Here is a 24,447-nt window from a genome sequence, read left to right on the forward strand (position 1 = left end):
GCCGGTGAGCGACGGGTAGTCCGACGGCGAGGGCGGCGACTGCGCCGCAGCGCCGGGCTGGCCGGGAACCGGCGGTCGCCCGATCGGCGGCGCGGCCACCGGTGGCGTGACCGGTGGTGTGACCGACGACGGCCCACCCCGCTGCTCGGCGACCGCAGCCCACGGCGGCACCGCGCCCCGGTCGCCCGGATCCGGCGGCCAGAGTGGTTCGACGTCCCGCTCCGGCACCGGCTGCTGGCCGGGCACCTGCGCCCGGTCGGCGTTCTCGTCCATTACGGCCCTCCCCAGTCCTCCTGCGAGGATAGGCCCAATCACCCAGCAGGGCCGATCGGCGCAGGCAGGTCGGCCGGTCGGTGCCGGTCGAGGTCAGATCGACCAGACCGCCCAGGCGCCCGGCTCGACCCACCAGGAACGCTTACGGGTCAGCTCGCCCTCGACACCATCGTCGAGGTACGGCACCTTGCCCTCCCTGGGCAGCACCGACACCGCCCGCCCACGGGCCCGCCGAACTTCGAGGCGTACCCGCTTGCGCCCCCACGCCGAGCGGACGACCACCGGCACGGCCACCGCGACCTCGACCTGGCCGTCGGCCGGGTCCGGCGCGGTCAGCAGCGTCACGTCGTTGAGCGTCGCGTACCCGCCGGCGTTGCCGACCGCGCAGGCCAGCAGCGGTTCCGTACCGTCGGTGAGGATGGTGTCGTCGACCTCCACCCGGGCGCGCCAGTGCAGCGGCCGGCCGGCGTCGTCGGCAGCGCCGAGGAGCGCGCCGTCCAGGGTCACCGAGCCGCCGTCGTTGCGCAGCAGGTCCAGCCGGCGCGGCGTGCCGTCCAGCACCGCGGCGGCCACCGCCGCCGGGTCACGGGGCAGCCCGAGCTGCGCGGCCAGGTCCCGGTGGGTGCCGCCACGGGCCGGATCGAGCGGGAGTACGGCCACCGGCGGCAGGTCGGGCAGGGTCCGGTTGCCGGGCAGATCCGCCGGGCGCTTGCTCGGCGCCGGGGCGTACCGCTTGACCAGTCGGCGCAGCACGGCGCGTAACTGCCCGTCGCTGGCCGTGGCGACGATCAGCCGGGTCTTGCTGTCCGGGTCCGGCCAGGTGAGGCCATCCGGGCGGGCCGGGCCGTCGAGCCGGGCCAGCACCGCGTCGATTTCCGCGTCGGAGCGGGCGGTGACCGTCTCCACCCGGGCGCCCCGGGCGTTCAGCGCGTCGGCGCAGGCCAGCACCGGCACCCGTGGCCGTTCCGTCGCGCACTGCTCGGTGTCGGTCTGGCCGCTGCTGGCCTGATCGGTGTTGGCCTGGCCGGAGTCGGTCTGGCTGCTGCTGGCCTGGTCGGTGTTGGCCTGGCCGGAGTCGGTCTGGCTCGTCGGGACGGTGTCGGCCCCGGTCGCGCCGCCGCAGCAGGCCCCACCGCTGCCACAGCCCCCGGGAGCGTCCCGCTCCGAACCGAGGGTGAGCAGCACCACGTCGTACACGGAAGGAGCCTCCTGCCTCTCGACGCGACCCCTGCCGGCCACGCCGTCACTACTTGTTAACCTGACACCCCGGGCTCGCCGAGCGGTCGCCACCTGGCACCCGAGCCTTCTGGAGGCGGAAAAGATGCCAGCGATCGTGCTCATCGGCGCTCAGTGGGGCGACGAGGGCAAGGGCAAGGTTACCGACCTGCTGGGTGAGCGGGTCGACTACGTCGTGCGCTACTCCGGCGGCAACAACGCCGGGCACACGGTGATCACCCCGGACGGCCAGAAGTACGCGCTGCACCTGATGCCGTCCGGCGCGCTCTCGCCAGACGCGATGATCGTCATCGGCAACGGTGTGGTGGTCGACCCGAAGGTGCTGCTCGCCGAGATCGACGGCCTGGCGGAGCGCGGTGTCGACGTGTCCCGGTTGCGGATCTCCGGTGACGCGCACCTGATCATGCCGCACCACCGGGCGCTGGACCGGGTCATCGAGCGCTACCTCGGCTCGTCCCGGATCGGCACCACCGGCCGCGGCATCGGCCCCGCGTACGGCGACAAGGTCGCTCGGATCGGCATCCGCCTCCAGGACCTGCTCGACCCGGGCATCCTGCGCAAGAAGCTGGAACTCGCGCTGCGCGAGAAGAACCAGATCCTGTTCAAGGTCTACAACCGCAAGGCGATCGACCTTGAGGCGACAGTCGAGGAGTACCTGGCGTACGCGGAGCGGCTCAAGCCGTACATCGCGGAGACCCGGGCGATGCTCTGGGACGCCCTGGACCGGGGCGAGACGGTGCTGCTGGAAGGCGCCCAGGCCACCATGCTCGACATGGACCACGGCACCTACCCCTTCGTGACCTCGTCCAACCCGACCGCCGGTGGTGCCTGCGTCGGCGCGGGCATCCCGCCGACCGCGATCACCAAGGTCATCGCGGTGAGCAAGGCGTACACCACCCGGGTGGGTGCCGGGCCTTTCCCGACCGAGTTGTTCGACGCCAACGGTGACCACCTGCGCAAGATTGGCGCGGAGTACGGCACCACCACCGGGCGGGAGCGCCGGTGTGGGTGGTTCGACGCGGTCGTCGCCCGGTACGCCTGCCGCCTCAACGGCGTCACCGATCTGGTCATCACCAAGCTGGACGTGCTCACCGGCCTGCCCAAGGTGCCGATCTGCGTCGGCTACGAGATCAACGGCGTCCGGGTCGACGACATGCCGATGAGCCAGACGGACTTCCACCACGCCAAGCCCGTCTTCGAGGAACTCGACGGCTGGTGGGAGGACATCACCAAGGCCCGCACCATCGACGACCTCCCGGAGAACGCCCGCCGCTACATCGCGAGGGTCGAAGAACTCTGCAACACGAGGGTGAGCGTCGTAGGCGTAGGCCCAGGCCGAGAAGAAAACGTAGTCCTCCACCCCCTCCTCCCCTAACCCCCACCCGATCACTGCGGTGATCATGGGGTTAACGGGCTATTCGATCTACCAGAGTCCCGTTAACCCCATGATCATTGAGATGGTGGGCACCATTGTCCACAGGGTTATCCACAGGGCTGGTGGTTGGCTGGTGGAGCGGTCAGCGTGGGCTGTGTGGATCGCGCAGAGTTTGTTCGCTCGGTTGCTGCCACGCAGGATGGCCTGATCACCCGAGCGCAAGCGCTTGGAGCCGGCTTCAGCCGGCACGAAATCGACCATCTGGTAGCTGTTGGTCGTTGGCGAGCACTTGCACGAGCGGTCTATCTGACGCGCGGCCCGTACGGTGACCCACCTGCTCGTCGGTGTCGCATTCGTGCTGCCGTTCTCTCGCTAGGCCCGGCGGCTCATGCGGTGTTCGGCACCGCGGCCGAGTTGTACGGCATCGCCGGACTGCCGCGTCGGGACGAGATCCATGTGGCGCTGCCGGGCAGGGCGGCAAAGCTGGCGCGGGTGTCGGACCCCGCAATCGTGCTGCACCAGATCGAACACCCTCTGGGCGCGGTGGCGCGGGTGAACGGGATCGCGGCTACGGAGCCACGGCTGACCGTTTCCGAGATCATCCTGCGGGAGTGCCGGTACGCGGCGGTCGCGGTGCTCGATTCCGCCCTCAATCGGGGACTACTCACACCCGAATGCCTAGCAACCATTCCAGCCCTGATTCGAGGCCGACGTGGTGCGGTCGCAGCACGCGGTTACCTCGCTGAGGCGGATGGCCGGGCACAGTCGCCACTGGAGACTCGCTCTCGACTGCGATGCGTTGACGGGGGAGTTCCGCCGGACACGCTGCAGTTGGAAGTGCGCGACGATGACGGCTATCTGCTCGGCATTGGCGACCTGGGCTGGCGCGGCCCAAGGCTGATCGCCGAAGCGGACGGCCGAGACGCGCATGGCACCCCGGAGGCCGCCTACGCCGACCGCCGTCGCCAGAACCGCCTGGTCAACGCCGGCTGGACCATCCTCCGTTTCACCTGGCAGGACACCCTCCAACCCACCTACATCCCCCACACCGTCCGCCAAGCGATCGCAGCCCTTCGCACCCGTTGATCATGAGGTTGACTGGCCAGTGGATCACCAGATGGCCCGTCAACCTCATGATCAACAGGGTGGGGGAGGGGGACAGTAGGATCTCGGGCGTGCGGGTTCTTTTGGTGGGTGGTGGTGGGCGGGAGCACGCGCTTGCGCTTGGCCTGGTGGCGGATTCGGGTGTTTCCGCGCTGATTGCGGCACCGGGTAATCCGGGGATCGCTGGCGTGGCTGAGCTGCGAGCGGTCACTCCGACGGATCCGGCCGCGGTGGCGGCGTTGGCCGTGGAGGTGGCGGCTGACCTGGTGGTGGTCGGGCCCGAGGCGCCGCTGGTCGCCGGGGTCGCCGATGCGGTACGAGCCAAGGGCATCGCCGTGTTCGGTCCATCCGGTGCGGCCGCCCAGCTGGAGGGCTCCAAGGCGTTCGCCAAGGACGTGATGACTGCCGCCGGCGTGCCGACCGCACGGGCGTACGTCTGCGCGGACGAGGAGAGCACCGCTCGGGCGCTGGACGAGTTCGGCGCGCCGTACGTGGTGAAGGACGACGGGCTCGCCGCCGGCAAGGGCGTGGTGGTGACCGACGACCGGGCCGCCGCGTTGGCGCACGCCAACGAGTGTGGACGTGTCGTGGTCGAGGAGTTCCTCGACGGCCCGGAGGTCAGCCTCTTCGTGGTCACCGACGGCGAGGCGGCGTTGCCGCTGGTGCCGGCACAGGACTTCAAGCGGCTCGGTGACGGCGACACCGGGCCGAACACCGGTGGCATGGGGGCGTACGCGCCGCTGGCCTGGGCCCCGTCCGGCCTGGTCGACGACGTGATGCGCGATGTGGTCCACCCGACGCTGGCGGAGATGCGTCGCCGGGGCACGCCGTTCGCCGGCCTGCTCTACGTGGGGCTCGCGATCACCGCCGCCGGCCCTCGGGTGATCGAGTTCAACGCGCGCTTCGGTGACCCGGAGACCCAGGTGGTGCTCGCGCTGCTGGAGACCCCGCTGGGTGGGTTGCTGCACGCGGCGGCCACCGGCACGTTGGCCGAGCACCCGCCGCTGCAATGGCGGGACGGCAGCGCCGTGACCGTGGTGCTTGCCTCGGCGGGTTACCCGGCCGCTCCGCGCACCGGCGACGTGATCACCGGTGCGGACCGTCCGGGCATCATCCACGCGGGCACCGCCCGCCGGGCCAGCGACGGCGCGTTGCTCTCCGCCGGCGGCCGGGTCCTCTGCGGTACGGCCACCGGCGCCGACCTGGCTGCCGCGCGGGACGCCGCGTACGCGCTGGTGGACGGGGTAGAGCTGGCCGGCTCGCAGCACCGCACCGACATCGCCGCCGCCGCAATCGAGGATCGGATCACGATTCCCGGCTGAACCCGGGCAACCTCGGCCCGCCTCGTCTCCGTTTGCTCAGTGAGACGAGGGGGTGGCGGCGGATGCCGGTTGATGTCGAGGGCTACCGCGACTACGTCGGCGCGCGGCTGGAGTCGTTGCGCCGCACGGCGTACCTGTTGTGCGGCGACTGGCACACGGCCGACGATCTGGTGTCGACGGCGCTGGTCAAGCTGCTCAGGCATTGGCCGAGGGTGTCCGCCATGGACAGCCCGGACGCGTACGTCCGGCGGACCCTGTTGCGGGTCTGGCTGGACGAGCGGCGCCGGCCGTGGCGACGTGAGGCCGCCTGGGCCGAGGTGCCGGAACAGGCGGCTGCGGCCGGCGGCACGGACGGCGCTGCCGACCGACTGACCATCCTCGCTCTGCTGGCCGAGCTGCCTCCGCGTCGTCGGGCGGTCCTGGTACTGCGCTATTTCTGTGACCTGTCCGTCGAGGAGACCGCCCGCGAGTTGGGTTGCACCGCCGGCACCGTGAAGAGCCAGTCGGCTCGCGCGATCGAGGCGCTGCGTGGTCGCCTCGTCGACGTGCCGACTCGAGTCGAGGAGGTACGGACCGATGGATGAGCTGACGGAGCATTTCCGGGACGCCGCGGCCGGGTCGCCGCCGAGCCGGATCGATCTGGACGGGTTGATCGCCGCCGACCGGCAGCGCCGTCGACACCGAGCGTGGACGTTGGCCGGCACCGGGGTGGCCGCGGCCGTCGCGGCCGTCGCGGTGCCGACCCTGGTAGCCGCACCGGGACCGGGCGGGATGGCCCTGCCGCCGATGAGTTCCGAGTCAGGTGACGGGTCGCTCTGCGCGGCACCGATCCCGTCGCCCAGCGGGCCGGAGCCATCGTTGCAGACGTACGACACGGTGCGCGCACGTCCGACGGAGTCCTCGGAGGCGGGCGTGCCTCGGCTGACCGCGGCGCTGCGGGCGGCGCTGGCCACCACCGTGCCCACGAACCTCACGGTGACCGGGACGGTGCCCGAGTGCGATCGGCCGCAGTTCGCGTATCAACCTCCATACCGGCAGTACGAGACGATCGCGACTCTCAGCCGCGACGGGCGGCACAGCCATCTGAAGGTCGCCGTGCACCCCACTGGAGCCGAAGCGCAGGCGGACTGTGTGGGCGCGCCTGACCCTCGCAACTGCGAGGTGCTCGGGCTGGACGACGACGGGAGGGTGATGCTCAGCACCAGTACGGACCCGGCCGGGGGCACTCTGCGCTGGGTGCGGCTCATGCGGGTGGACGGCACATCGGTGACGGTCACCGTTGGCAACCTCCTCTACGGGGACCGCGGTCCGGTCGACCGGGCTGCCCGCGAGGCGCTGCTGACCTCGCAGGAGCTCGTCGAACTGGCGCGGGCGCCGGGTCTGACCCTCTATCCGTGAACGGCGGTCAGCCGTAGTAGCGGCGCAGTTCTCGGGTGAGCACCTTGCCGGTGGCGTTGCGGGGCAGGTACTTCACGAAGATCACGTCTCGGGGGACGCTGAACCGGGCCAGGAAGTGCCGGACGTATTCGCGGACCGCCTCGGGGTCGAGGGTCTCGCCGGGGTGCAGGGCGAGGAACGCGGAGAGGCGCTGGCCGTATTCGGGGTCGGGCACGCCGATCACGGCGGCCTCGCGGACCTGTGGCAGTTGCGCGAGCAGGTCCTCCACCTCGGACGGGAAGACGTTCTCGCCACCAGAGACGATCATGTCGTCGGCCCGGCCGTCGACGAAGAGCAGCCCGTCGGAGTTGAGCCGGCCGAGGTCGCCGGTGTCGAGCAGGCCGTCGTGGGTTTCCCGGCTGGCACCTGAGGTGTAGCCCTCGAAGAGCATCTCGTTGCCGACGAAGATCCGCCCGACCCGTCCGTCCGGTACGGGTTGGCCGTCGTCGTCGAGCAGCTCCAGTCGGGTGCCGTGCGGCGGACGACCAGCGGCGGTGGGTGCCTGACGCAGGTCCTGCGGGCCGGCGATGGAGGCCCAGGAGACCTCGGTGGACCCGTAGAGGTTGTAGAGGACGTCGCCGTAGACGTCCATGAACTTCGGGGCCAGCCCGCCGGGCAGGGCTGAGCCGCTGACCGCGACGACAGTGAGCGGGGGGCGCGGGTCCGGCGGGGGCACCTCCATCAGCCGTTGCACCATCACCGGTACGGCGAAGAGCGCGTCGCACCGGTGCGCGGTCAGGGCGGCGAGCGTGGCGGCCGGGTCGAAGCGGCGGTGCAGCACGATGGTGGCCCGTAGTGCCAGGCAGACCTGGAGAGCGGCGAATCCCCAGGTGTGGAAGATCGGCGCGGCGATCATCACCCGGTCCCGGGCGTGCAGGGGGATGCGGTCGATGATGGACACCAGTGGGCCGAAGCCGCTGGGCGTCGGCCGGCGGGCGCCCTTGGGCGTACCGGTGGTGCCGGAGGTGAGCACGATGATCCGGCCGTCGCGCTCGGGCGGGTGCAGGTCACCCGGCAGTGCCCCGGCCACCAACTCCTCGCGGGCGCGTTCGTCGAGCCGGGGCAGCTCGGCGGGGAGGCCGAGGACCCGCTCGGCGAACTCGTCGTCGTGCACGAGGAGCCGCAGCCGCTGCTCCTCGGCGACGGTGCCCAGCTGGGCGGCGCTGAGCCCGGTGTTGACCAGTACCGCGTCGACGCCGAGCAGGGTGGCGGCGACGATCGTTTCGATCAGCCCGTGGTGGTTGCGGCAGAGCACGCCGATCCGGTCGCCGGCCTGTACGCCGAGCCCGGCCCGCATCGAGCGGGCCATCCGTTCGGCCCGGTCGAGCAGGTCGTGGTAGGTCAGCTCGACCCCGTTCTCGTCGATGACGGCGGGACGGCCCGGGTCCCGGGCGGCTGCTTGGCGTAGCTCGCCCGCCAGGCTCCACCCCCACGTCCGCAACGCGTTGAGCTGCGAGGCGACCCGGACCGGGCTACCGGGGGTGAGCAGCCCGCGACGGGTCAGCGTGGCAACGATGAACGGCAGGTCCATGCCGCAGACCTCCTCGGGGTGGTGCGCGGACGGGGCGGCTGCCGGCCCGTCCATCAGGGCTTCTTTCCTTGATCATGCACTGGGCGCGGCTGAAGGCCCAGTTGACGTCGGCGTGGGGTGACAAAGACGGCACAGATCGTGGAATCCGGGCCACCGTCGGCCCGACCCCTGTCGAGGAGGGGCTGGGCCGACGGCGGTCAGCGGATCTGCATCCCGGAGATCGCCCGGGAGATGACCAGTCGTTGGATTTCCGAGGTGCCCTCGAAGATGGTGTAGATCTTGGCGTCCCGGTACCAGCGCTCGACCGGGTGGTCACGCAGGAAGCCGGCTCCGCCGAGCAGTTGCACTGCCTTCTCGGTGACCGACACGGCCACCTCGCCTGCCTTGAGCTTGGACATCGACCCTTCGCCCGCGGTGAACGGGCGGTTGTTGCGGCCCATCCACGAGGCCCTCCAGACCAGCAGCCGCGCCGCGTCGATCTCCATCCGCATGTCGGCCAGCGCGAACGCGACCGCCTGGTTCTCGATGATCGGGCGTCCGAACTGGACCCGGTCCTTCGCGTAGTCGAGGGCGTACTCATAGGCGGCCCGGGCCACGCCGAGCGCCTGGGCGCCGACTGTGGGCCGGGACAGCTCGAAGGTGCGCATCGCGGCCTGTCCGGTGGCCCGCTGACCGGAGCGGGCCCGGTCCAGGCGTTCCAGCAGGGCGTCCCGTCCGCCGAGCAGGCAGCGGCCGGGTACGCGTACCCCGTCGAGGAAGACGTCGGCGGTGTGTGACGCGCGGAGGCCGAGTTTGCGCAGCTTGCGGGTGGCGGCCAGGCCGGGGGTGCCCGGTGGCACGACGAACGCCGCCTGACCCCGGGAGCCGAGCGCGGGGTCGACGGAGGCGGTGACCACGTGCACTCCGGCGATTCCGCCGTTGGTGGCGTACGCCTTCTGGCCGGTGAGCACCCACTCGTCGGTGGCCTCGTCGTAGACGGCCCGGGTGCGCATCGCGCCGACGTCGGAGCCGGCTTCCGGCTCGCTGGTGCAGAAGGCGGCGACGGCCGGCGAGTCGACGTCGCCGAAGCACTGCGGCACCCATTCGACCATCTGGTCGGGGGTGCCGGCGCCGTAGATGGCGGCGACGGCGAGCGAGGTGCCGAAGATGCTCAGGCCGATGCCGGCGTCACCCCAGAAGAGTTCCTCGCTGGCGATCGGCAGGGAGAGCCCGGTCGGGTCGGCCCAGCAGGTGGCGAGGAACTCGAAGCCGTAGAGGCCGACCTTGGCGGCTTCCTGGATCACCGGCCACGGGGTGTCCTCGCGCTCGTCCCACTCGGCGGCGGCTGGGCGCACGACCTCGGCGGCGAAGCCGTGCACCCAGTCGCGTAGATCCCGCTGTTCCTCGTTCAGGTCGAGCGAGAACTCAGCCATGTCAGGCCTTGGGGATGTCGAACAGGTTGGCGATGTTGGCGGCGAGGCCGAGGTCGCCCTTCGCCTTCAACTTGCCGGTCATGAACATCATCACCGGGTTGGCGCCACCGGAGACGATCTTCAGGAACTCGACCGGGCCCATGGTGAGGCTCAGCTTCGGGTCGTGCTGCGGGGTCTCGTTCACGACGCAGGTGCCGTCGGCGATGACCACCTCGTAGGTGTCGCTGCCGCCGTCGGGGCGACCGGTGATGATCCAGTGGATGACCGCGTTGGTGGAACCGGCCCGGTCCGCGCGGAACAGCGACGGCATCCGGCCGAACACCTCGCCCAGGACCTTGTCGCGCATGTCGCCGGACATCACCTGGGCGATCTTGTCGTCCGGGGTGGACTTGACCAGCTGGGCGAACTCCTTGGGGCCCACGTTGGCGAAGGTGGCCGGGTCGAAGTCAGTCATCAGGTGCGCCTTCCGGAAGATTGGCTACTCGCGCGTAACCCTACGCACGAGTAGGTATGCTCGCAAGGTGTCCAGCGTCCCCGCATTCAAGCGCCTGCCTCGCGCCGTCCGCGAGCAGCAGATGCTCGACGCGGCCGTCAAGGTCTTCTCCCGACGAGGCTTCCACGCCGCCAGCATGGACGAGATCGCCGAGGACGCCGGCATCTCCAAACCCATGGTGTACGCGTACCTCGGCACCAAGGAGGAGCTCTTCGTCGCCTGCCTGCACCGGGAGGGCACCCGGATGATGCAGGCCATCGCCGGGGCGGCGGCCCCCGACCTGCCGGCCGACGAGCGGCTCTGGCGCGGGCTGAGGGCGTTCTTCGGCTTCGTGGGCGCCCACCGGGACGGCTGGGCGGTGCTCTACCGGCAGGCCCGGGGCGAGCAGCCGTTCGCCGGCGAGTTGGCCACCATGCGGGCCCGGCTGGTCGAGGTGGTGGCCGGCATGCTCGACCACGCGCTGCGCGCCGAGGGCCGCGAGATCGCCGCCATCGACCTGGAGGTCGTCGCGTACGCCCTGGTCGGCGCCACCGAGTCGCTGGCCGACTGGCTCGCGGACCACCCGGACGCCGACCCGGAGAAGACGGCCACCCGGATGATGAACGTGGCCTGGCTCGGTGCCGCCCAACTGCTGCACGGCGTCACCTGGCGTCCGCCGGCCGACTGACGGCCCCGGCGGGAAGAACGTCGGTGCCCGGCTCACCGGCCCGCGCCGTACGGCGACGGTTGCGGAGCCAGCGCACCAACTCGACGACCACCGTCACCGTCAGGGCGAGGCCCAGACCGAGCAGGAGACCACGCAGCGGGTCCTGCTCGAAGGCCAGCCCGCCGAGGTAGCCGACCAGCGCCGAGTAGAGCCCCCACGAGCCGGCGGCCAGCGCGTCGAAGGCCAGGAACCGTCGCCGTGGATAGCGCACCGCCCCCATGGTGAGGGTGACAGCGGTCCGGCCGCCCGGAATGTAGCGGGCCACGGTGAGGATCAGACCGCCCCGGGTGGCGATCCCCCGACGGGCCCGGTCGATGGCGGCTCGGCGTCGACCGTCGGGCGGCAGCCGGTCGAGCAGCCGGGTGCCGCCACCCCGCCCGATGGCGTACGAGACGTGGTCGCCGACCAGCGCCCCGGCGGCGGCCACCAGGATCACCGCCGGCAGGTACGGCGCTCCGGAGGCCGCGAACACCCCCGCGGTGATCACCGCCGTCTCGCTCGGCACCACCGGGAAGAAGCCGTCGAGCACCGCGATCGCGAAGATCGCCAGGTACACCCAGGGCGAGGACATCGTGTCGTGCAGCAGGTCGAGCAGATCCATGATCCCGATGCTGGTCGGGGCGGCGGCTCCCGACATCGGCCAGTGGTCAGGTGAGCGGCACTACTTAGGTAGCGGCCGGCCCGGACTGTGCATCGGGGTCATCCCCCACCTCACCCGGGTACGGCGCTGCGGGGCGGCCCCATGCGTCGGCTGAGTTCTAGGCTCGCTGCGTGGCCTCCAGCGCCGTCGCCCTCCGGCGGGTCGTCCATCGGTACGCCCCGCCGCTGCTCGCTGTCCTGGTCGCCGCGGCCGTGTGGGCCAGCGCGACCGGTGACATCGGGGTCCGCTCGCCGCTGCCGAGCGTGGTCGTGCTGCTGATCGCACTGGGCTCGGCGTGGGCAGCCGGCACGGTCCGGACCCGCCGCTGGCCGTTGTTCCTGGCCGCGGCGGTCGGCTGGTTGGTGCTCGCCGCTGCGGCCGCCGGGGTGCTGGCCTCGTACCAGGCGGGTCTGCGGTTGCGAGGTCGCCAACTCGCCGGCTACCTCGCCGGGGCGGCAGTGGTGCTGACCGGTGGGGTGCTGGTCGGGCTGGCGGTGGGTGGCGTACGCCGGATCACCACCGCCAGCACCGGCAACGTGCTGCTGCTCGCCGCCTGTCTGGTGGGGCTTCCGTTGGTCTTCGGCCTCTGGGTGCGGGCCCGTCAGGACACGCTCGCCGCTCTGCGGGACCGGGCCGAGCGGCTGGAACGCGAGCAGGAGGCCCGCGCCGACCGGGTCCGTGCCGAGGAGCGGACCCGGATCGCTCGGGAGATGCACGACGTGGTGGCGCATCGGGTCTCGTTGATGGTGGTGCATGCCGGGGCGCTGGAGGTGACCGCCGTGGACCCGGCGACCGTCGAGGCCGCCGCGCTGATCCGGACGACCGGCCGGCAGGCGCTCACCGACCTGCGCGAGGTGCTGGGTGTGCTGCGCCAGGCCGGCCCGGCCGTGACACCGGAGCGGGGGCTCGACACGTTGGACGAGTTGATCGGGGAGTCCCGTGCCGCCGGGCTGCGGGTGTCCCGACAGGACGAGGGTGTGCCGGCGACCCTTCCGGCGACGCTGGGGCGTACCGCGTACCGGGTGGTCCGTGAGGCGTTGACCAACGTGCGCAAGCACGCGGCCGACGCCGAGACGACGGTCTGCCTGCGCTACCTGCCCGACGGGCTGGAGGTGCTGGTCCGCAACGGCCCGTCCGAGGGCGGGTCGACGCTGCCGGGTGCCGGGCAGGGGCTGCTCGGGCTGCGTGAGCGGGTGGAGCTGCTCGGCGGCCGGTTGGAGGCAGCTCCCGTGGACGGCGGCTTCCTGGTCCGGGCCCTGATCCCGCTGGCGGGTGCGGCGTGATCCGGGTGGTGGTGGTCGACGACGAGCAGCTGGTTCGGGCCGGGCTGCGGCTGATCCTTGAGGCGGCGGAGGACATCACTGTCGTCGGTGAGGCAGCGGACGGCGCCGGCGCGCTGGAGCAGGCACAGCGGTTACGCCCCGACGTGGTGCTGCTCGACGTGCGGATGCCGGGCGTCGACGGGCTGACCGTGGCGCCCGACGTGGTCGCCGTCGGCCCAAAGGTGATCATGTTGACCACCTTCGACCTCGACGAGTACGTGCACCGCGCGCTGCGGGCCGGCGCGGTCGGCTTCCTGCTCAAGGACACCCCGCCCCGCGAGTTGGCCGCCGCCGTTCGTACGGTGGCCGCCGGTAACGCCATGCTCGCCCCGACGGTGACCCGGCGCCTGATCAGCTCGTTCGCCGAGCGTGGTCCGGCCCGCCGGGACGCGGCCCGTGAGCGGCTCGCACCGCTGACCGAGCGGGAGTTGGCGATCGTCCGGGAGGTGGCGCGCGGGCACGGCAACGCGGAGATCGCCCGGCGGATGACGATGAGCGAGGCCACCGTCAAGGCACACGTCAGCCGGGCACTGGCGAAACTCCAGGCGGGCAATCGGGTGCAGCTGGCCATCCTGGTGTACGACGCCGACCTGCTGTGACGGGTGTCAGGTCGACCCGGCCCGATCGGTGGTGGCGGCGGCGCGGCGGCGCGCCCGGTGCCGCAGCCAACGGATGCCCTCGATGCCCAGCGTGACGATCACCGACAGGCCGATCCCGGCGAGGACGCCCTTGACGGGGTGCCGTTCGAAGGCCAGCCCACCGAAGTAGCCGAGCAGCCCGCAGTACAGGGCCCAGGTGACCGTCGCGATCGCGTCGTACAGCAGGAACGACCGGCGGGGATAGCGCACCGCGCCCATGGTGAGGGTGACGGCGGTCCGCCCGCCCGGCAGGTACCGGGAGGTGGTCAGGATCAGCCCGCCGCGCCGGTTCAGCGCGCGCCGGGCCCACTCCGAGCTGGCTCGTCGGCGGCTGCCGTCGGGAAACCCGGCGAGGCGTCTCGCGCCGCCACCGCGCCCGATGGCGTACGAGACGTGGTCACCGGCGCAGGCACCCAGCGCGGCGGCGACGATCACCGCCGCCAGCTTGGGATTTCCGCTTGTGGAGAGCACGGCGGCGGTGATGACGGCCGCCTCGCCGGGTACGGCCGGAAAGAACGCGTCGACCGCCGTGAGCCCGAAGATCAGCAGGTACACCCACGGTGAGGTGACCAGCTGTCGGAGCAGGTCGAGCGCGGAGTCCATGCCCCCCATGCTCGCCGGGTGCGACCCGCCCGGTGGCCGAAGCCGCTGGATAACCCCCACCTCGCCCCGCGCCGATCTTGCACTCTGTGCCCGAACCAAACTCTGCAAAAGCCGCGGAACAGCGACCGAAAGTGCAAGATCGACGGGTTGGGGCGGGTGGTCAGGCCGTGCGGACCAGGGCCGGTGGGGCGAGCAGCGAGCCGTGTGGGGTCTTGTCGTCGGAGGTGGGGCCCTGCGAGGTGAGCACCACCGGGGTGTCCAGCTCCGCGCGTACCGCTGCCGGCCAGTCCTCCGGCGGTTCGTCGTACACCGGGCGGGAACGCAGCAGGCGGGCGGTGAGCGCGGCCTGCCGGCCCAGGTCACCGGGCTGGCCCGGGGTGAGCCGGTCGGTGGTGTCGTAGCGGCGGCAGATCCGCAGGTCGGGGCCGGCCAGGTCGAGGTGGGTCAGGGCCAGGCCGTCGACGCCGCCGGCCGCCGCGAGGGCGTACCGGTGGGCGACCGCGTCGAAGTGGCCGAACCGGAACCGGCCCTGCCACGGGTTCGTGGCGTTGTGCGCGTCGGCGAACGGCAGGCTCGGGTCCTCGGTCACCAACGGGCCGTGCCCGTGCCGGGTGGTGACCACGCGGAGCACCCCGATCCGGGTCACGTCGCCGGGCCGGCCCGCCTCGGCGAGCAGGCTGTCGACGTTGGCGAACGTGGTGGTGCTCCAGGTGGTGTACGGGTGGAAGCCGTGCCACTCGTCGAGCAGCACCCCCTGCGCGCCCTCGAAGACGCAGGTCCCGGTGCGCAGCGCCCCGGCGAGCCAACCGCCGTCGACGATGGCGACCCGGTCGGCGAACCCGGTGTACGCGGGCAGGCAGTCCTCGATCGGTGGCGCGTCCAGTGGGCCCAGCTCGGCGGTCAGTCGGTCCCGCACTGTGGTCAGCCGGCGGCGCAGCAGTGCTGGGTGGTGGCAGTCGGCGACCCGGGGTGCGTCGTCGGGGTGGGCGAGACCGTACGCGACGGCCTCGCCCACCCCCAGCCCGCAGGAGCCGTGCCGGTCGGCTCCCCGGGCGATCTCGCGGGCCCGGTTGGCGGCCCGGTGGTACGGGGTGGCGAGCAGTGCGTCCCCGTCGACGGTCAGCCGGTCGAGCGCGTCGGGCACCCCGACCGTGGCGAGGTGGTTGGCCTCGGCGGCCAACGCCAGCGGGTCCACCACCACGTGCCGGGACAGGTGCGTTCGCACACCGGGATGGAACGTGCCGGCGCCGAACTGGGCGAACGTGTGGTGCCGCCCGTCGCGCAGCACGACGTTGTGTGCCGCCTGCGCGCCCCCGTTGAAGCGGACCACAGTGTGTACGGGACGGGTGGCGCAGAGCCAGTCCACCACCGTGCCCTTGCCGGCGTCGCCGTAGCCGAGGTCGACCACCGCCACGTGGTTCACAGCCGGGTCACCACGCTGGCCGTGTCGGTGAACGCCGGCAGCGTCGACACCTCGGCGCGCCGGTCCCGGCCGAGGCGGGCCAGCGCCTTCGACACGGTCCCGGTGGCGCCGGAGCCGGCGCGGTCCAGGTCGCGCAGGCCCTCGTCCAGGTCGATGGCCTGTTCGCCGAGGCCGATGGTGAGCGCGATGGTCTCGCAGACCGCGTCGAGGTCGTCGAGCACCACTGCGTTCTGCCCGAACAGGTCCCGCCAGAAGTCGAGCACCTTGGCGTTGCCGGCGTAGTGGCTGCCGGCGGGGAGCAGGTAGTAGGTGTCCCAGCGGCGGGTCACCTCGTCGACGACCTGCCGCAGCGGCACGTCCTCGGAGAGGCCGTCCCCAATCAGGCTGGCCACCTCCCGGGCCTTCACCCGCTGGTACGCCAGCTCGTCGCCGATGATGAACAGGTAGCCGCGCCGGCCGCGCTTCTCCCAGTTGTCGGTGACTGTGTGCCGCGCCATGAAGTACATGGCCAGCTCGTACGACTCGCTCATCTGTCCGCCGCCACCGCCCTCCAGCACGATCCGGCCGAGGTCGTCGTCCATCCGGTTGTCCGACTCGAACTGGCCCACCTGCAACGGCACCCGGTCGCAGGTGGCGTCGCCGATGGCACCGAACATGATCTGCGGGTCGCTCGCGTAGCCCTGCCGTTGCAGCAGCCCGAGCAGTTGCGGCAGCTTGGTCTGCAGGACCCGCGGCACCGTGCGCATCGAGCCGGTCACGTCGAAGAGCACCGCGACGGGCGTCGACCGGGGGTGCTCGTCGGAGTCGCGGCTCTCGCGGGTCGCGTCCCTGGGGTCGAGCGCGGGGTGCACGGTGCGCGCCCCGCTGTCGCTGTAGGAGAAGGCGCTCCTGCCGGTGGACCGGCGGTAGCGGTCGGCGGCGTCGTACACGTCGGTGGACCAGATTCCACTGCCCATGACAGCTCCTTAGGGGGTGAGGGTGAAGGGTCGGAAGGTGCGTGGCCCGTAGAGCCGGTCCAGCACCTGGTCGAGTTCGCGCAGCAGGCGCCAGGCGTCGTCGGGGCGGGCGCCCAGGGATCGTTGCCGGCAGCCCTGCGCGAAGGTGTGCAGCTCGCGGGGTACGCGCGGCCCCATCAGCCAGCTCATGCAGTGGCTGGCCATCGCGATGTCGGTGCCCGGCCCCGAGGGCTGCTTCTTGAGGACTTCCTCCGGGTCCCAGCCGTGGCCGGGTACGACCGCCGGGATCGTGCTCCCGACGGCCGCGGAGAAGCACCAGTCGATCAGCACCACGCCGTGGGCGTTCGGCTCGATCAGCACGTGCCGGGGCACTACCGCGCCGTGCACCACGCCCGCCCGGTGGGCCAGGCCGAGCACCACCAGCAGCCGCCGCCACATCCAGGCCACATCCCGGGCGTCCAGCCCGTCGGGGTACGCGCGCCGCACCTCATCGAGGTCGTGCAGGCCGGGTGCGGCGGCGAGGACGTTGATCCGCCGTTCCGCGCCGGTGGCGGCGTCCCGGTGCCGGAACTCGTCGACGAGCCGGGGCACGTACGGCAGGTAGCGCGGGTCGCCGCGCTCGGCGATGGTGCGCAGGGCATGCGCCTCGCGGGCCATCAGGTCGTTGTCGGTGGGCCGTCGAGGAAGCTTGAGCAGCCGGTCTTCGCCGACGTCGTAGAGGTCGGCCAGGTCACCCGAGTGGGCCGGCGCGCCGAGCCGGTAGTCGCCGAGGACGGTGGTCTGCCGTGCCTGCCACCGTGTGGTGACGTGGACGAACGCGTCGATGGCTTCGGCGCGTACCGCCGGGTCGGTCGGCAGGCGGTCGGGGTGCAGGGCCGCGACCAGCTCGCGGTAGCGGCGGGCGGGCTGGTCGGCGCCGAACAGGTCCGCGTCGGTGCGGGCGGCCGCGACCAGGCGAATGGCCTCCGCGGCCCTCACCGCGCCGTCTCCTCGCGGGCGGGGCGCAGCAGCGCCGGGTGCAGCAGGCGGGCGTCGCCGGCCCGGTAGAGCCGGGCGCGCGGGCCGCCTCGGGCACCACCGCGCTCGGTGCTGGCGCCGGTGCTCTCCACGAAGCCCGGCACGGAGAGCACCTTGCGGTGGAAGTTGCCGGCGTGCAGCGGGTGCCCCCAGACCGTCTCGTAGACGGCGCGCAGCTCGCTGATCGTGAACTCGGCGGCGAGGAAGCGGGTGGCGAGCGGGGTGTACTCCAGCTTGGAGCGGGCCCGTTCCAATGCGTCGTCGATGATCCGGCCGTGGTCGAAGGCGAGCTGTCGGCTGGTCAACGCGGTCACCGGCAGCCAGACTGCCTCGTCGGCGTCGCTGCCGGCGGCCGGGTCCGGCAGGTCGGGGGCGAACGCGAGGTGGGCGATCGAGACGACCCGCATGCGCGGGTCACGGTCGGGAGCGCCGTAGCTGCCCAACTGCTCCAGGTGTACGCGGCGCAGCGCCTCGCCGCCGAGCCCGGTCTCCTCGGCCAGCTCCCGTCGGGCGCCAGCGGTCAGGTCCTCGTCGGGGCGGACGAAGCCCCCGGGCAGCGCCCAGTGCCCCGCGAAGGGTGCCTCGCCGCGCCGGATCAGCAGCAGGTGCAGTGCGTCGTCGCGGATGGTCAGCGCCACCACGTCGACGGTCACGGCGACCGACGGATAGGCCCGGGGGTCGTACGCGGCCAGGAACTCCTGCTCGTTCATCACGTCTCTCTCATTCTGAGAACATCTCGCTGTGAGAACAACCTAGCGCAGAAGTGCGCGCCTGCCAAGGGCAACTCAGCGCACGAACCTGCCTGGTGCGTTCAGCGCACGAGACCAGCGCGGTGCGTTCAGCGCACGAGACCAGCGCGGTGCGTTCAGCGCACGGAACCGGTCAGGTGGGGTCGGCCACGGGAGTCGTGCAGGGCGAACCCGCCGTCCGGCAGGAGCGCGAAGCTCACGGTGCTCGGCAGCGGCACGGGCAGCTTGAAGGCGACCTCGACGGTGTACACGTCCGGCAGCCGGGCCTCCAGCGCGGCCAGGCAGCGCGCCTTGCTCCACATGCCGTGCGCGATCGGCCGGCGGAAGCCGAACAACCGCGCCCCGAGTCGGGAGGTGTGGATCGGGTTGTGGTCGCCGGAGACCCGCGCGTACTCCGTACCGATGCGCGGCTCCACCCGCCAGCTGGCGGTGGCCGTCGGCGCCGCGGGACGTTCGCCGGCCTCGCGCCCGCCCGGCTTGCGCTCCCGACCGAGGTACGTCGAGACGCCGCGCCACACCTCCTCCCCGTCAACCGAGCCGACCAGCACCACGTCCACCTGCCGCCCCCGGTCGTGTGGGCGCAGGTTCTCCGCGTACGTGGTGAAGTCGAGGGTCTCGTCGGCGGTGATCGGGCGGTGCGTGGTGATCCGGTTGCCGACGTGCACCAGGCCGATCAGCGGGAGGGGAAAGTCCGGCGCGGTCATCAGGCGCAGGGCCAGCGGAAAGCCCATGACGTGCGGAAACGTCGCGGGCAGCCGGTCGCTGAGCCGGAACCCGCAGACCCGGTCGTAGTCAGCCACCTGCGCCCGGTCGACGCTCACCCCGCCCACTGTCAACTCGACCGCGGGCAGGTCGGGCCCGCGCCGCCCCTTGCCGAGGCCCGGCAGCGCGCCGAGCAACGCCCGTCGGTGCAGCGCCCCGACCGCCGGCATCCGGGGCAGCTCGACAGGGGTACGGCTGCCCGACTCCGGCCGCGCGCCCATCACGCCCCCAGCAGGCTCTGGCCGCAGACCCGGACCACGTTTCCGCTGACCGCACCGCTGGCCGGCCAGGCCAGCCAGCCGATCGTCTCGGCCACGTCCACCGGCAACCCGCCCTGGGCCAGGCTGTTCATCCGCCGGCCCGCCTCGCGCACCACCAGCGGGATGCGCGCGGTCAGCCGGGTCTCGATGAAGCCGGGGGCCACCGCGTTGACGCTGATCCCGCGCTCCCGCAGGGCCGGTGCGAGCGAGTCGACCAGCCCGATCACGCCGGCCTTGCTGGTGGCGTAGTTGGTCTGGCCCCGGTTGCCGGCGATCCCGGCGATCGAGGAGACCGAGATGATCCGCCCGCCGGGCGGGATCAGCTCCCGCTCCAGCAGTACGTCGTTGATCCGCTCCTGGCTGGAGAGGTTGACGTCGATCACCTGGTCCCACCGGTCGGCGTCCATCCGGCCGAGCGTCTTGTCCCGGGTGATGCCGGCGTTGTGCACCACCACGTCGACCCGGCCGTGCCGGCTGGCCAGGTGCTCGGCGAGTCGGGTCGGTGCGTCCGGCGCGGTCAGGTCGAGTTGGACGGCGGTGCCGCCGATGTCGTTCGCCACCGCGGCGAGCGCGTCACCGGCGGCCGGGATGTCCAGGGCCACCACCTTCGCGCCGTCGCGGGCGAGCACCTTCGCCAGTGCCGCACCGATGCCCCGTGCGGCACCGGTGACCAGCACGACCTGCCCGTCCAGTGGGCGGTCCCAGTCGGCCGGGACGCTCGCCGCGCCGCCGCCGACCCGGATGACCTGTCCCGACACGTACGCGGACCGGCCGGACAGCAGGAACCGGAGTGTCGATTCGAGGCTGGTGGTCCTGCCAGCGGAGTGGGCCGGGTCGTCGGCTGCGGTACTGCTCAGGTAGACGAGGTGCGCGGTGATGCCCCGGCCGAACTCCTTGCCGATGCTGCGGACCAGCCCTTCGAGGGCGCGCTGGGCGGTCGCCTCGCGGGGTGTCGGGCACTCCTGCGGCGGGGTGCCCAGCACGATCACCCGGCCGCTGGGCAGCACGGCCCGGGCCTGCGGGTGGAAGAAGTCGTAGAGCTGGCGCAGCTCGGCCGAGTCGGTGATCCCGGTGGCGTCGAAGAGCAGTGCCCCGTAGCGCTGCGGGGTGGCGGCGGCCGGGTCGGCCAGCTCGACACCGGCGGCGGTGAGGATCTTGGCGATCGGCTCGCCGAGCCGGCCGCCGGTGGCCGCGCCGAGCAGGGCCGGGCCGGCCAGCAGCGGGTCGCCGGGGTGGTGCCGGCGCAGTCGGGGCGGGTCGGGCAGCCCGAGGCGCTTGACCAGCGCGCGGCCGGCGGCCGATTGGACGAAGCTCGCGTACCTGTCGGTCATGGGCGTAGCCTACTGGCGAGTAGGGTTCGAGCAACACATGTCGAGGAGGCGGATCGTGCAGAGCATCCGGCGGGTCGCGGTCATCGGGGGCAACCGCATCCCCTTCGCCCGTTCCAACGCCCGCTACGCGGACGCGTCGAACGCGGACCTGCTCGGCGCGGCGCTCGACGGCCTGATCGCCCGCTACGGGCTGGCCGGGCAGCGCATCGGCGAGGTGGTCACCGGGGCGGTGCTCAAGCACTCCCGCGACTTCAACCTCACCCGCGAGGTGGTCCTCGGCTCCCGGCTCGACCCACACACCCCGGCGTACGACATCCAGCAGGCCTGCGGCACCGGCCTGGAGGCGACCATCCTGGTCGCCAACAAGATCGCCCTCGGTCAGCTCGACGTGGGCATCGCCGGCGGTGTCGACACCACCTCCGACGCCCCGCTCGCCGTCAACGAGGAGATGCGCCGCACGCTGCTCAAGCTCAACTCGGCCCGCACGCTGGGCGAACGGCTCAAGATCGCGGCGAAGCTGCGCCCACTTCAGCCGTTCAAGCCGGAGATCCCGCGCAACGCAGAGCCGCGTACCGGCCTGTCCATGGGCGACCACGCCGCCCGCACCGCCCTGCGCTGGCAGATCGACCGGCGCGCCCAGGACGAGCTGGCGTTGCGCTCACACCAGCGCCTCGCCGCCGCGTACGACAGGGGTTTCTTCGACGACCTGATGACGCCGTACCTGGGGCTAACCCGGGATCAGAACCTGCGTCCCGACAGCAGCCTGGAGAAACTCGCCTCGCTGAAGCCGGTCTTCGGCACCCGCGGCCCGGATGCCGAGCAGGCCACCATGACGGCCGGCAACTCGTCACCGCTCACCGACGGCGCGTCCACAGTGCTGCTGGCCAGCGAGGAGTGGGCGGCAGCGCACCACCTGCCCGTGCTGGCCTGGTTCAGCTGGTCGGAGACGGCGGCGGTGGACTTCGTGCACGGCGACGAGGGGCTGCTGATGGCACCCGCGTACGCGGTGCCCCGGATGCTGGCCCGTGCCGGGCTGACGTTGCAGGACTTCGACTACTACGAGATCCACGAGGCGTTCGCGTCGCAGGTGCTGGCCACCCTCGCCGCCTGGGAGTCGCCGGAGTTCGCCAAGGACCGGCTCGGGCTGGACGCCCCGCTGGGCGCGATCGACACCGACCGACTCAACGTCAACGGTTCGTCGCTGGCCGCCGGGCATCCGTTCGCCGCCACCGGTGGACGGATCGTGGCGACCCTGGCCAAGCTGCTGGCCGAGCGGGGCGGCGGGCGAGGGCTGATCTCCATCTGCGCCGCCGGTGGTCAGGGCGTGACCGCCATCCTGGAGCGCTGAGCGGAGTGTGCAAGGCGACGCCCGCCGGACCCGAGGGTCCCGGCGGGCGTCGACAGTGCGGTGGGGCTCAACCGAGGGTGAACCTCTCCCAGGTGCTGATGACCGGGCCGTTGGCGATCAGTGGCTTGCTGCCCGCGCCGTCGGCGCTGACGTACTTGTTGTTGACGGCGGCCTTGAAGCTGACAGTGCCGTCGCTGCTGCGGACCATTGTGAACCGCTCGCAGGTGCTGGCCGTCGATGCGCTCGCGATCAGCGGCTTGGCGCCTGCGCCGTCGGCCGACACGAAGCGGTTGTTGACGCGGGCGAGGAGGCCAACCTGCCCGTTGCCGAGATCCACCACGTCGAACCGCTCCCAACTGCTGGCGGTTGCCGCGCTCGCGATCAACGGCTTGGTCCCCGCGCCGTCGGCGCTGACGAAGCGGCTGTTGACCTTCGCCTTCAGGGACCGGTTCGCGTCCGGTACGACGACCTGGAGGAACTTCTCCCAGGTGCCGATGGTGGACACGCTGGCGCTCATCGGAACGGCGCTGTCGACGTCGGCGGTCACGTACTTGTTGGTGATGGGGGCCTGGAGGCTGATGGTGCTGTCGCCGTTGCGCACCAGCGTGAACGACTCGCGTACGTCCACGAGGATGCTGTCCGCCGTCAATACGGAGAGGTCGAACTGGGAGATGGCGACGTAGCGCCCGACCGCCCGGGAGAAGAGGGCGACCTTGCCGTTGCCAGCGTCCGCCAGGTCGAACTGCGCGATGGTGCTCGGTTCGGCCTGGTTGGGCCGAAGCCCGAAGCCGGTCTCGTAGCTGACGTAACGCCGGTTGGACAGGGCGCGTAGACCAATGGTCCCGGTCGGCCGCAGCATGCTGATCTGAGTATTGCGGGTCGTCGACCGACCGTCGGTGCCTTTGACAGTGATGTTGACGAAGTAGGTGCCGGGGTTCGCGTAGGTGTGCGAGGCGATCGGGCTCGTCTGGGTGACCAGGCTGCCGTCACCGAACGAGAACTCGTAGGACGCGATCGGATTGAGGCCGGGGGTGGAGGCGGACGCGTCCACGGTGACTGAGCGCGCCTGGATGTTCAGGGCGACGTCGAACAACACCACGGGGCTTCGGATGGTCTCCACGGTTCCACGGTCGGCGTAGGTGACCGAGCCGGCGCCGGTGTTCGGCACGGTCGGGTCGTCGATGCGCGGCGAGCCGGCGCGGTCGAGCGTCGGGTAACCGGGGGCCGCCGAGTTCGCCGAGTCGATGTTGTCCCGGGTCTGTCCCGTCTCGCGGTCGTGGACGGCCTGGCCGGAGGCGGCCCGGAACGCGGCGAGACCCATCGGGGTGTTCCAGGCGTAGATCTGCGGCGAGTCGTTGTAGTAGTGGTGGGCGTTGTTGTAGTCGACCACCGTCTTCCCGACCGCACCGCCGTAGACGCCGATCTCGACACCGTCGAGGAACGCCGCGTCGCAGTAGCCCTGGCGGAAGAAGCCGTTCGTGACCAGCACGTTGTTCTGCGCTGAAACGCCGGACGAGGCTCCGTCGACGCGGATGCCGTCGCGGCAGCGGTCCTTGATGGTGTTGTTGGTGATCGCCGTGCCGGTGCCACCGTTGTTGTGCACCCCGTGACCGCGACCACCGTCGACCCGGTTGTTGGCCACCACCGTGCCGACCGCGCCCACCCCGATGGCGACTGCCGCACCGCTGAAGCCGCTGAACGTGCTGTCGAGGATGCTGACCCTCGGCCCGTCGACCCGAACGCCGACGCTGCCGGTGGGTGGCTCGTGCGCGATGTTGCTCGACACGTTCACGGATTGGACGAGAACTTCGCTGCTCGCGGCGTCGATGGTGATCCCGCCGCTCGGGGCCACCCCGCCGGTGCTGATCTGCCTCAGTGTCGACCCGATGACGCCAGCCAACCGCACTGCGGGCGCGGTCGAGGAGGTGTCCATCGCGAAGGTGCCGACCTGAACGGTGATCCGCGAGGAGTTGCGCAGGTCGAGGCCGGGCACGCTGGTCGACCCGATGCTGCGGAAATTCCGGAGTACGACATCGTGCTGGCCGTCGATCACGAAGCCGGCCGTCGCGCCGATCAGGGTCGCCCCAGAGCTAGCGAAGAAGGTGACCGGCTGCTCAGGCGTGCCGGACGTGCGGATCGTGACGCGCTCCCGGTAGTTGCCGCCGCCGACGTCCACCGACTGGCCGGGCGTGACCACCGCGGCCGCGGCACCGATGGTGCAGAACGGTTGCGCCAAGGTGCCCGGGTACTGGTCGGAGCAACCGGTGGCGAGATTCTGCCGGACGTAGAGCGTCGTCGGAGCGTCCGCCTGGGCGGGCAGCGCGGTGCCCACCAGGGTGCCGCCGGTCAGTACGACTGTCGCGAAAGCGGAGAAGAAGGATTTACGCATGCTGGCCTCGAAGATGAGGAGGACCCGGCGATGCCGGGAGTCAGATAAGGCGATCCTGCATGATCAACAAGCGAGGCGCTGACCTGGGTGACAAAACGGCCACCAACGGGTGGCTGACGG

General features: G+C 71.7%; 22 protein-coding genes and 1 pseudogene. 9 read left to right on the forward strand and 14 right to left on the reverse strand.

Annotated features, from left to right (window positions below; genetic code table 11):
- Together GUI43_RS11250 and GUI43_RS11255 are read right to left on the reverse strand one after the other, a co-directional pair.
- Positions 1-273: pseudogene (locus tag GUI43_RS11250) on the reverse strand (chromosome partitioning protein); the annotation flags it as partial.
- Positions 274-366: 93 nt separating this feature from the next.
- A complete protein-coding gene (locus tag GUI43_RS11255; protein WP_112698758.1) occupies positions 367-1,470 on the reverse strand; it encodes a diacylglycerol kinase family protein in 1,104 nt (367 codons plus the stop codon).
- 124 nt (positions 1,471-1,594) lie between these two features.
- On the opposite strand from GUI43_RS11255, the gene GUI43_RS11260 reads away from it, so the two are divergent.
- From GUI43_RS11260 to GUI43_RS11280, 5 genes are all read left to right on the forward strand, one after another.
- A complete protein-coding gene (locus GUI43_RS11260; RefSeq protein ID WP_112586156.1) occupies positions 1,595-2,884 on the forward strand; it encodes an adenylosuccinate synthase in 1,290 nt (429 codons plus the stop codon).
- A gap of 156 nt (positions 2,885-3,040) precedes the next feature.
- Positions 3,041-3,970: a putative endonuclease domain-containing protein gene (locus tag GUI43_RS11265; RefSeq protein ID WP_112698759.1), complete on the forward strand. Its 930-nt coding sequence runs from the start codon at positions 3,041-3,043 to the stop codon at positions 3,968-3,970.
- A gap of 89 nt (positions 3,971-4,059) precedes the next feature.
- Entirely contained in the window at positions 4,060-5,310 is a 1,251-nt protein-coding gene (gene purD, locus GUI43_RS11270; protein WP_112586160.1) for a phosphoribosylamine--glycine ligase, read from the forward strand.
- A 62-nt stretch (positions 5,311-5,372) separates the two neighbouring features.
- Positions 5,373-5,894 carry a SigE family RNA polymerase sigma factor gene (locus GUI43_RS11275; RefSeq protein WP_112586162.1) on the forward strand — a complete coding sequence of 174 codons (522 nt, stop codon included), beginning with the start codon at positions 5,373-5,375 and terminating at the stop codon, positions 5,892-5,894.
- A complete protein-coding gene (locus GUI43_RS11280) occupies positions 5,887-6,708 on the forward strand; it encodes a hypothetical protein (RefSeq protein ID WP_112586164.1) in 822 nt (273 codons plus the stop codon). The genes GUI43_RS11275 and GUI43_RS11280 overlap by 8 nt, the downstream gene beginning before the upstream one ends.
- A 7-nt stretch (positions 6,709-6,715) precedes the next feature.
- Here GUI43_RS11280 and GUI43_RS11285 read toward each other — a convergent pair whose 3' ends face one another.
- The 3 genes from GUI43_RS11285 to GUI43_RS11295 form a co-directional block, all read right to left on the reverse strand.
- The gene (locus GUI43_RS11285) at positions 6,716-8,278 is read right to left on the reverse strand and encodes an AMP-binding protein (RefSeq protein ID WP_112586434.1); all 1,563 of its coding nucleotides are present in this window, start codon (positions 8,276-8,278) and stop codon (positions 6,716-6,718) included.
- A 197-nt stretch (positions 8,279-8,475) separates the two neighbouring features.
- Entirely contained in the window at positions 8,476-9,690 is a 1,215-nt protein-coding gene (locus GUI43_RS11290) for an acyl-CoA dehydrogenase family protein (protein ID WP_112586166.1), read from the reverse strand.
- A gap of 1 nt (position 9,691) precedes the next feature.
- A complete protein-coding gene (locus GUI43_RS11295) occupies positions 9,692-10,144 on the reverse strand; it encodes an SCP2 sterol-binding domain-containing protein (protein WP_030332160.1) in 453 nt (150 codons plus the stop codon).
- Positions 10,145-10,211: 67 nt separating this feature from the next.
- Between GUI43_RS11295 and GUI43_RS11300 the strand changes: the two genes are divergently transcribed.
- Positions 10,212-10,850, forward strand: a complete 639-nt coding sequence (locus GUI43_RS11300; RefSeq protein WP_112586169.1) for a TetR/AcrR family transcriptional regulator — start codon at positions 10,212-10,214, stop codon at positions 10,848-10,850.
- On the opposite strand, the gene GUI43_RS11305 is transcribed toward GUI43_RS11300, so the two are convergent.
- Complete coding sequence (locus tag GUI43_RS11305; RefSeq protein ID WP_428842206.1) at positions 10,825-11,490, reverse strand: DedA family protein; 666 nt, start codon at positions 11,488-11,490, stop codon at positions 10,825-10,827. The two genes, GUI43_RS11300 and GUI43_RS11305, sit on opposite strands and share 26 nt — an antisense overlap.
- A gap of 170 nt (positions 11,491-11,660) precedes the next feature.
- Between GUI43_RS11305 and GUI43_RS11310 the strand changes: the two genes are divergently transcribed.
- Positions 11,661-12,812 (forward strand): sensor histidine kinase, encoded by a 1,152-nt coding sequence (locus GUI43_RS11310; RefSeq protein WP_112698760.1) that lies wholly within the window; start codon positions 11,661-11,663, stop codon positions 12,810-12,812.
- Complete coding sequence (locus tag GUI43_RS11315; protein ID WP_112586173.1) at positions 12,809-13,450, forward strand: response regulator; 642 nt, start codon at positions 12,809-12,811, stop codon at positions 13,448-13,450. Before GUI43_RS11310 ends, GUI43_RS11315 begins: the two co-directional genes overlap by 4 nt.
- Positions 13,451-13,456: 6 nt before the next feature.
- Here GUI43_RS11315 and GUI43_RS11320 read toward each other — a convergent pair whose 3' ends face one another.
- The 7 genes from GUI43_RS11320 to GUI43_RS11350 form a co-directional block, all read right to left on the reverse strand.
- Positions 13,457-14,092: a DedA family protein gene (locus tag GUI43_RS11320; RefSeq protein ID WP_091396100.1), complete on the reverse strand. Its 636-nt coding sequence runs from the start codon at positions 14,090-14,092 to the stop codon at positions 13,457-13,459.
- Positions 14,093-14,252: 160 nt separating this feature from the next.
- Complete coding sequence (locus GUI43_RS11325; RefSeq protein ID WP_112586174.1) at positions 14,253-15,515, reverse strand: adenylosuccinate synthetase; 1,263 nt, start codon at positions 15,513-15,515, stop codon at positions 14,253-14,255.
- On the reverse strand, positions 15,512-16,471 hold the full coding sequence (locus GUI43_RS11330) for a hypothetical protein (RefSeq protein ID WP_112586176.1): 960 nt from the start codon (positions 16,469-16,471) through the stop codon (positions 15,512-15,514). Before GUI43_RS11330 ends, GUI43_RS11325 begins: the two co-directional genes overlap by 4 nt.
- Before the next feature lie 9 nt (positions 16,472-16,480).
- Positions 16,481-17,449 carry a protein kinase family protein gene (locus GUI43_RS11335; RefSeq protein WP_112698761.1) on the reverse strand — a complete coding sequence of 323 codons (969 nt, stop codon included), beginning with the start codon at positions 17,447-17,449 and terminating at the stop codon, positions 16,481-16,483.
- Positions 17,446-18,198: an NUDIX hydrolase gene (locus GUI43_RS11340; RefSeq protein WP_112698762.1), complete on the reverse strand. Its 753-nt coding sequence runs from the start codon at positions 18,196-18,198 to the stop codon at positions 17,446-17,448. Before GUI43_RS11340 ends, GUI43_RS11335 begins: the two co-directional genes overlap by 4 nt.
- 155 nt (positions 18,199-18,353) lie before the next feature.
- Positions 18,354-19,220: a MaoC/PaaZ C-terminal domain-containing protein gene (locus GUI43_RS11345; protein WP_112698763.1), complete on the reverse strand. Its 867-nt coding sequence runs from the start codon at positions 19,218-19,220 to the stop codon at positions 18,354-18,356.
- Complete coding sequence (locus tag GUI43_RS11350; RefSeq protein ID WP_112698764.1) at positions 19,220-20,590, reverse strand: 3-oxoacyl-ACP reductase; 1,371 nt, start codon at positions 20,588-20,590, stop codon at positions 19,220-19,222. The genes GUI43_RS11345 and GUI43_RS11350 overlap by 1 nt, the downstream gene beginning before the upstream one ends.
- A gap of 55 nt (positions 20,591-20,645) precedes the next feature.
- Between GUI43_RS11350 and GUI43_RS11355 the strand changes: the two genes are divergently transcribed.
- Complete coding sequence (locus tag GUI43_RS11355) at positions 20,646-21,938, forward strand: acetyl-CoA C-acetyltransferase (protein WP_112698765.1); 1,293 nt, start codon at positions 20,646-20,648, stop codon at positions 21,936-21,938.
- Positions 21,939-22,005: 67 nt separating this feature from the next.
- Here the strand turns inward: GUI43_RS11355 and GUI43_RS11360 are convergent, their stop codons facing one another.
- Positions 22,006-24,327 carry a PKD domain-containing protein gene (locus GUI43_RS11360; RefSeq protein ID WP_112698766.1) on the reverse strand — a complete coding sequence of 774 codons (2,322 nt, stop codon included), beginning with the start codon at positions 24,325-24,327 and terminating at the stop codon, positions 22,006-22,008.
- Between the last annotated feature and the right edge of the window lie 120 nt (positions 24,328-24,447).

Source organism: Micromonospora noduli, from assembly GCF_003264365.1.
In the GTDB taxonomy this organism is placed as follows: domain Bacteria; phylum Actinomycetota; class Actinomycetes; order Mycobacteriales; family Micromonosporaceae; genus Micromonospora; species Micromonospora noduli.

What these genes read in the sequence shown, in the direction of transcription:
- GUI43_RS11330 (WP_112586176.1), bottom strand. Translation starts at nt 16,471, where the DNA reads ATGGGCAGTGGAATCTGGTCCACCGACGTGTACGACGCCGCCGACCGC.
- GUI43_RS11275 (WP_112586162.1), top strand. Translation starts at nt 5,373, where the DNA reads ATGCCGGTTGATGTCGAGGGCTACCGCGACTACGTCGGCGCGCGGCTG.
- GUI43_RS11350 (WP_112698764.1), bottom strand. Translation starts at nt 20,590, where the DNA reads ATGACCGACAGGTACGCGAGCTTCGTCCAATCGGCCGCCGGCCGCGCG.
- GUI43_RS11360 (WP_112698766.1), bottom strand. Translation starts at nt 24,327, where the DNA reads ATGCGTAAATCCTTCTTCTCCGCTTTCGCGACAGTCGTACTGACCGGC.
- GUI43_RS11305 (WP_428842206.1), bottom strand. Translation starts at nt 11,490, where the DNA reads ATGGATCTGCTCGACCTGCTGCACGACACGATGTCCTCGCCCTGGGTG.
- GUI43_RS11340 (WP_112698762.1), bottom strand. Translation starts at nt 18,198, where the DNA reads ATGAACGAGCAGGAGTTCCTGGCCGCGTACGACCCCCGGGCCTATCCG.
- GUI43_RS11260 (WP_112586156.1), top strand. Translation starts at nt 1,595, where the DNA reads ATGCCAGCGATCGTGCTCATCGGCGCTCAGTGGGGCGACGAGGGCAAG.
- GUI43_RS11290 (WP_112586166.1), bottom strand. Translation starts at nt 9,690, where the DNA reads ATGGCTGAGTTCTCGCTCGACCTGAACGAGGAACAGCGGGATCTACGC.
- GUI43_RS11320 (WP_091396100.1), bottom strand. Translation starts at nt 14,092, where the DNA reads ATGGACTCCGCGCTCGACCTGCTCCGACAGCTGGTCACCTCACCGTGG.
- GUI43_RS11285 (WP_112586434.1), bottom strand. Translation starts at nt 8,278, where the DNA reads ATGGACCTGCCGTTCATCGTTGCCACGCTGACCCGTCGCGGGCTGCTC.
- GUI43_RS11280 (WP_112586164.1), top strand. Translation starts at nt 5,887, where the DNA reads ATGGATGAGCTGACGGAGCATTTCCGGGACGCCGCGGCCGGGTCGCCG.
- GUI43_RS11345 (WP_112698763.1), bottom strand. Translation starts at nt 19,220, where the DNA reads ATGGGCGCGCGGCCGGAGTCGGGCAGCCGTACCCCTGTCGAGCTGCCC.
- GUI43_RS11295 (WP_030332160.1), bottom strand. Translation starts at nt 10,144, where the DNA reads ATGACTGACTTCGACCCGGCCACCTTCGCCAACGTGGGCCCCAAGGAG.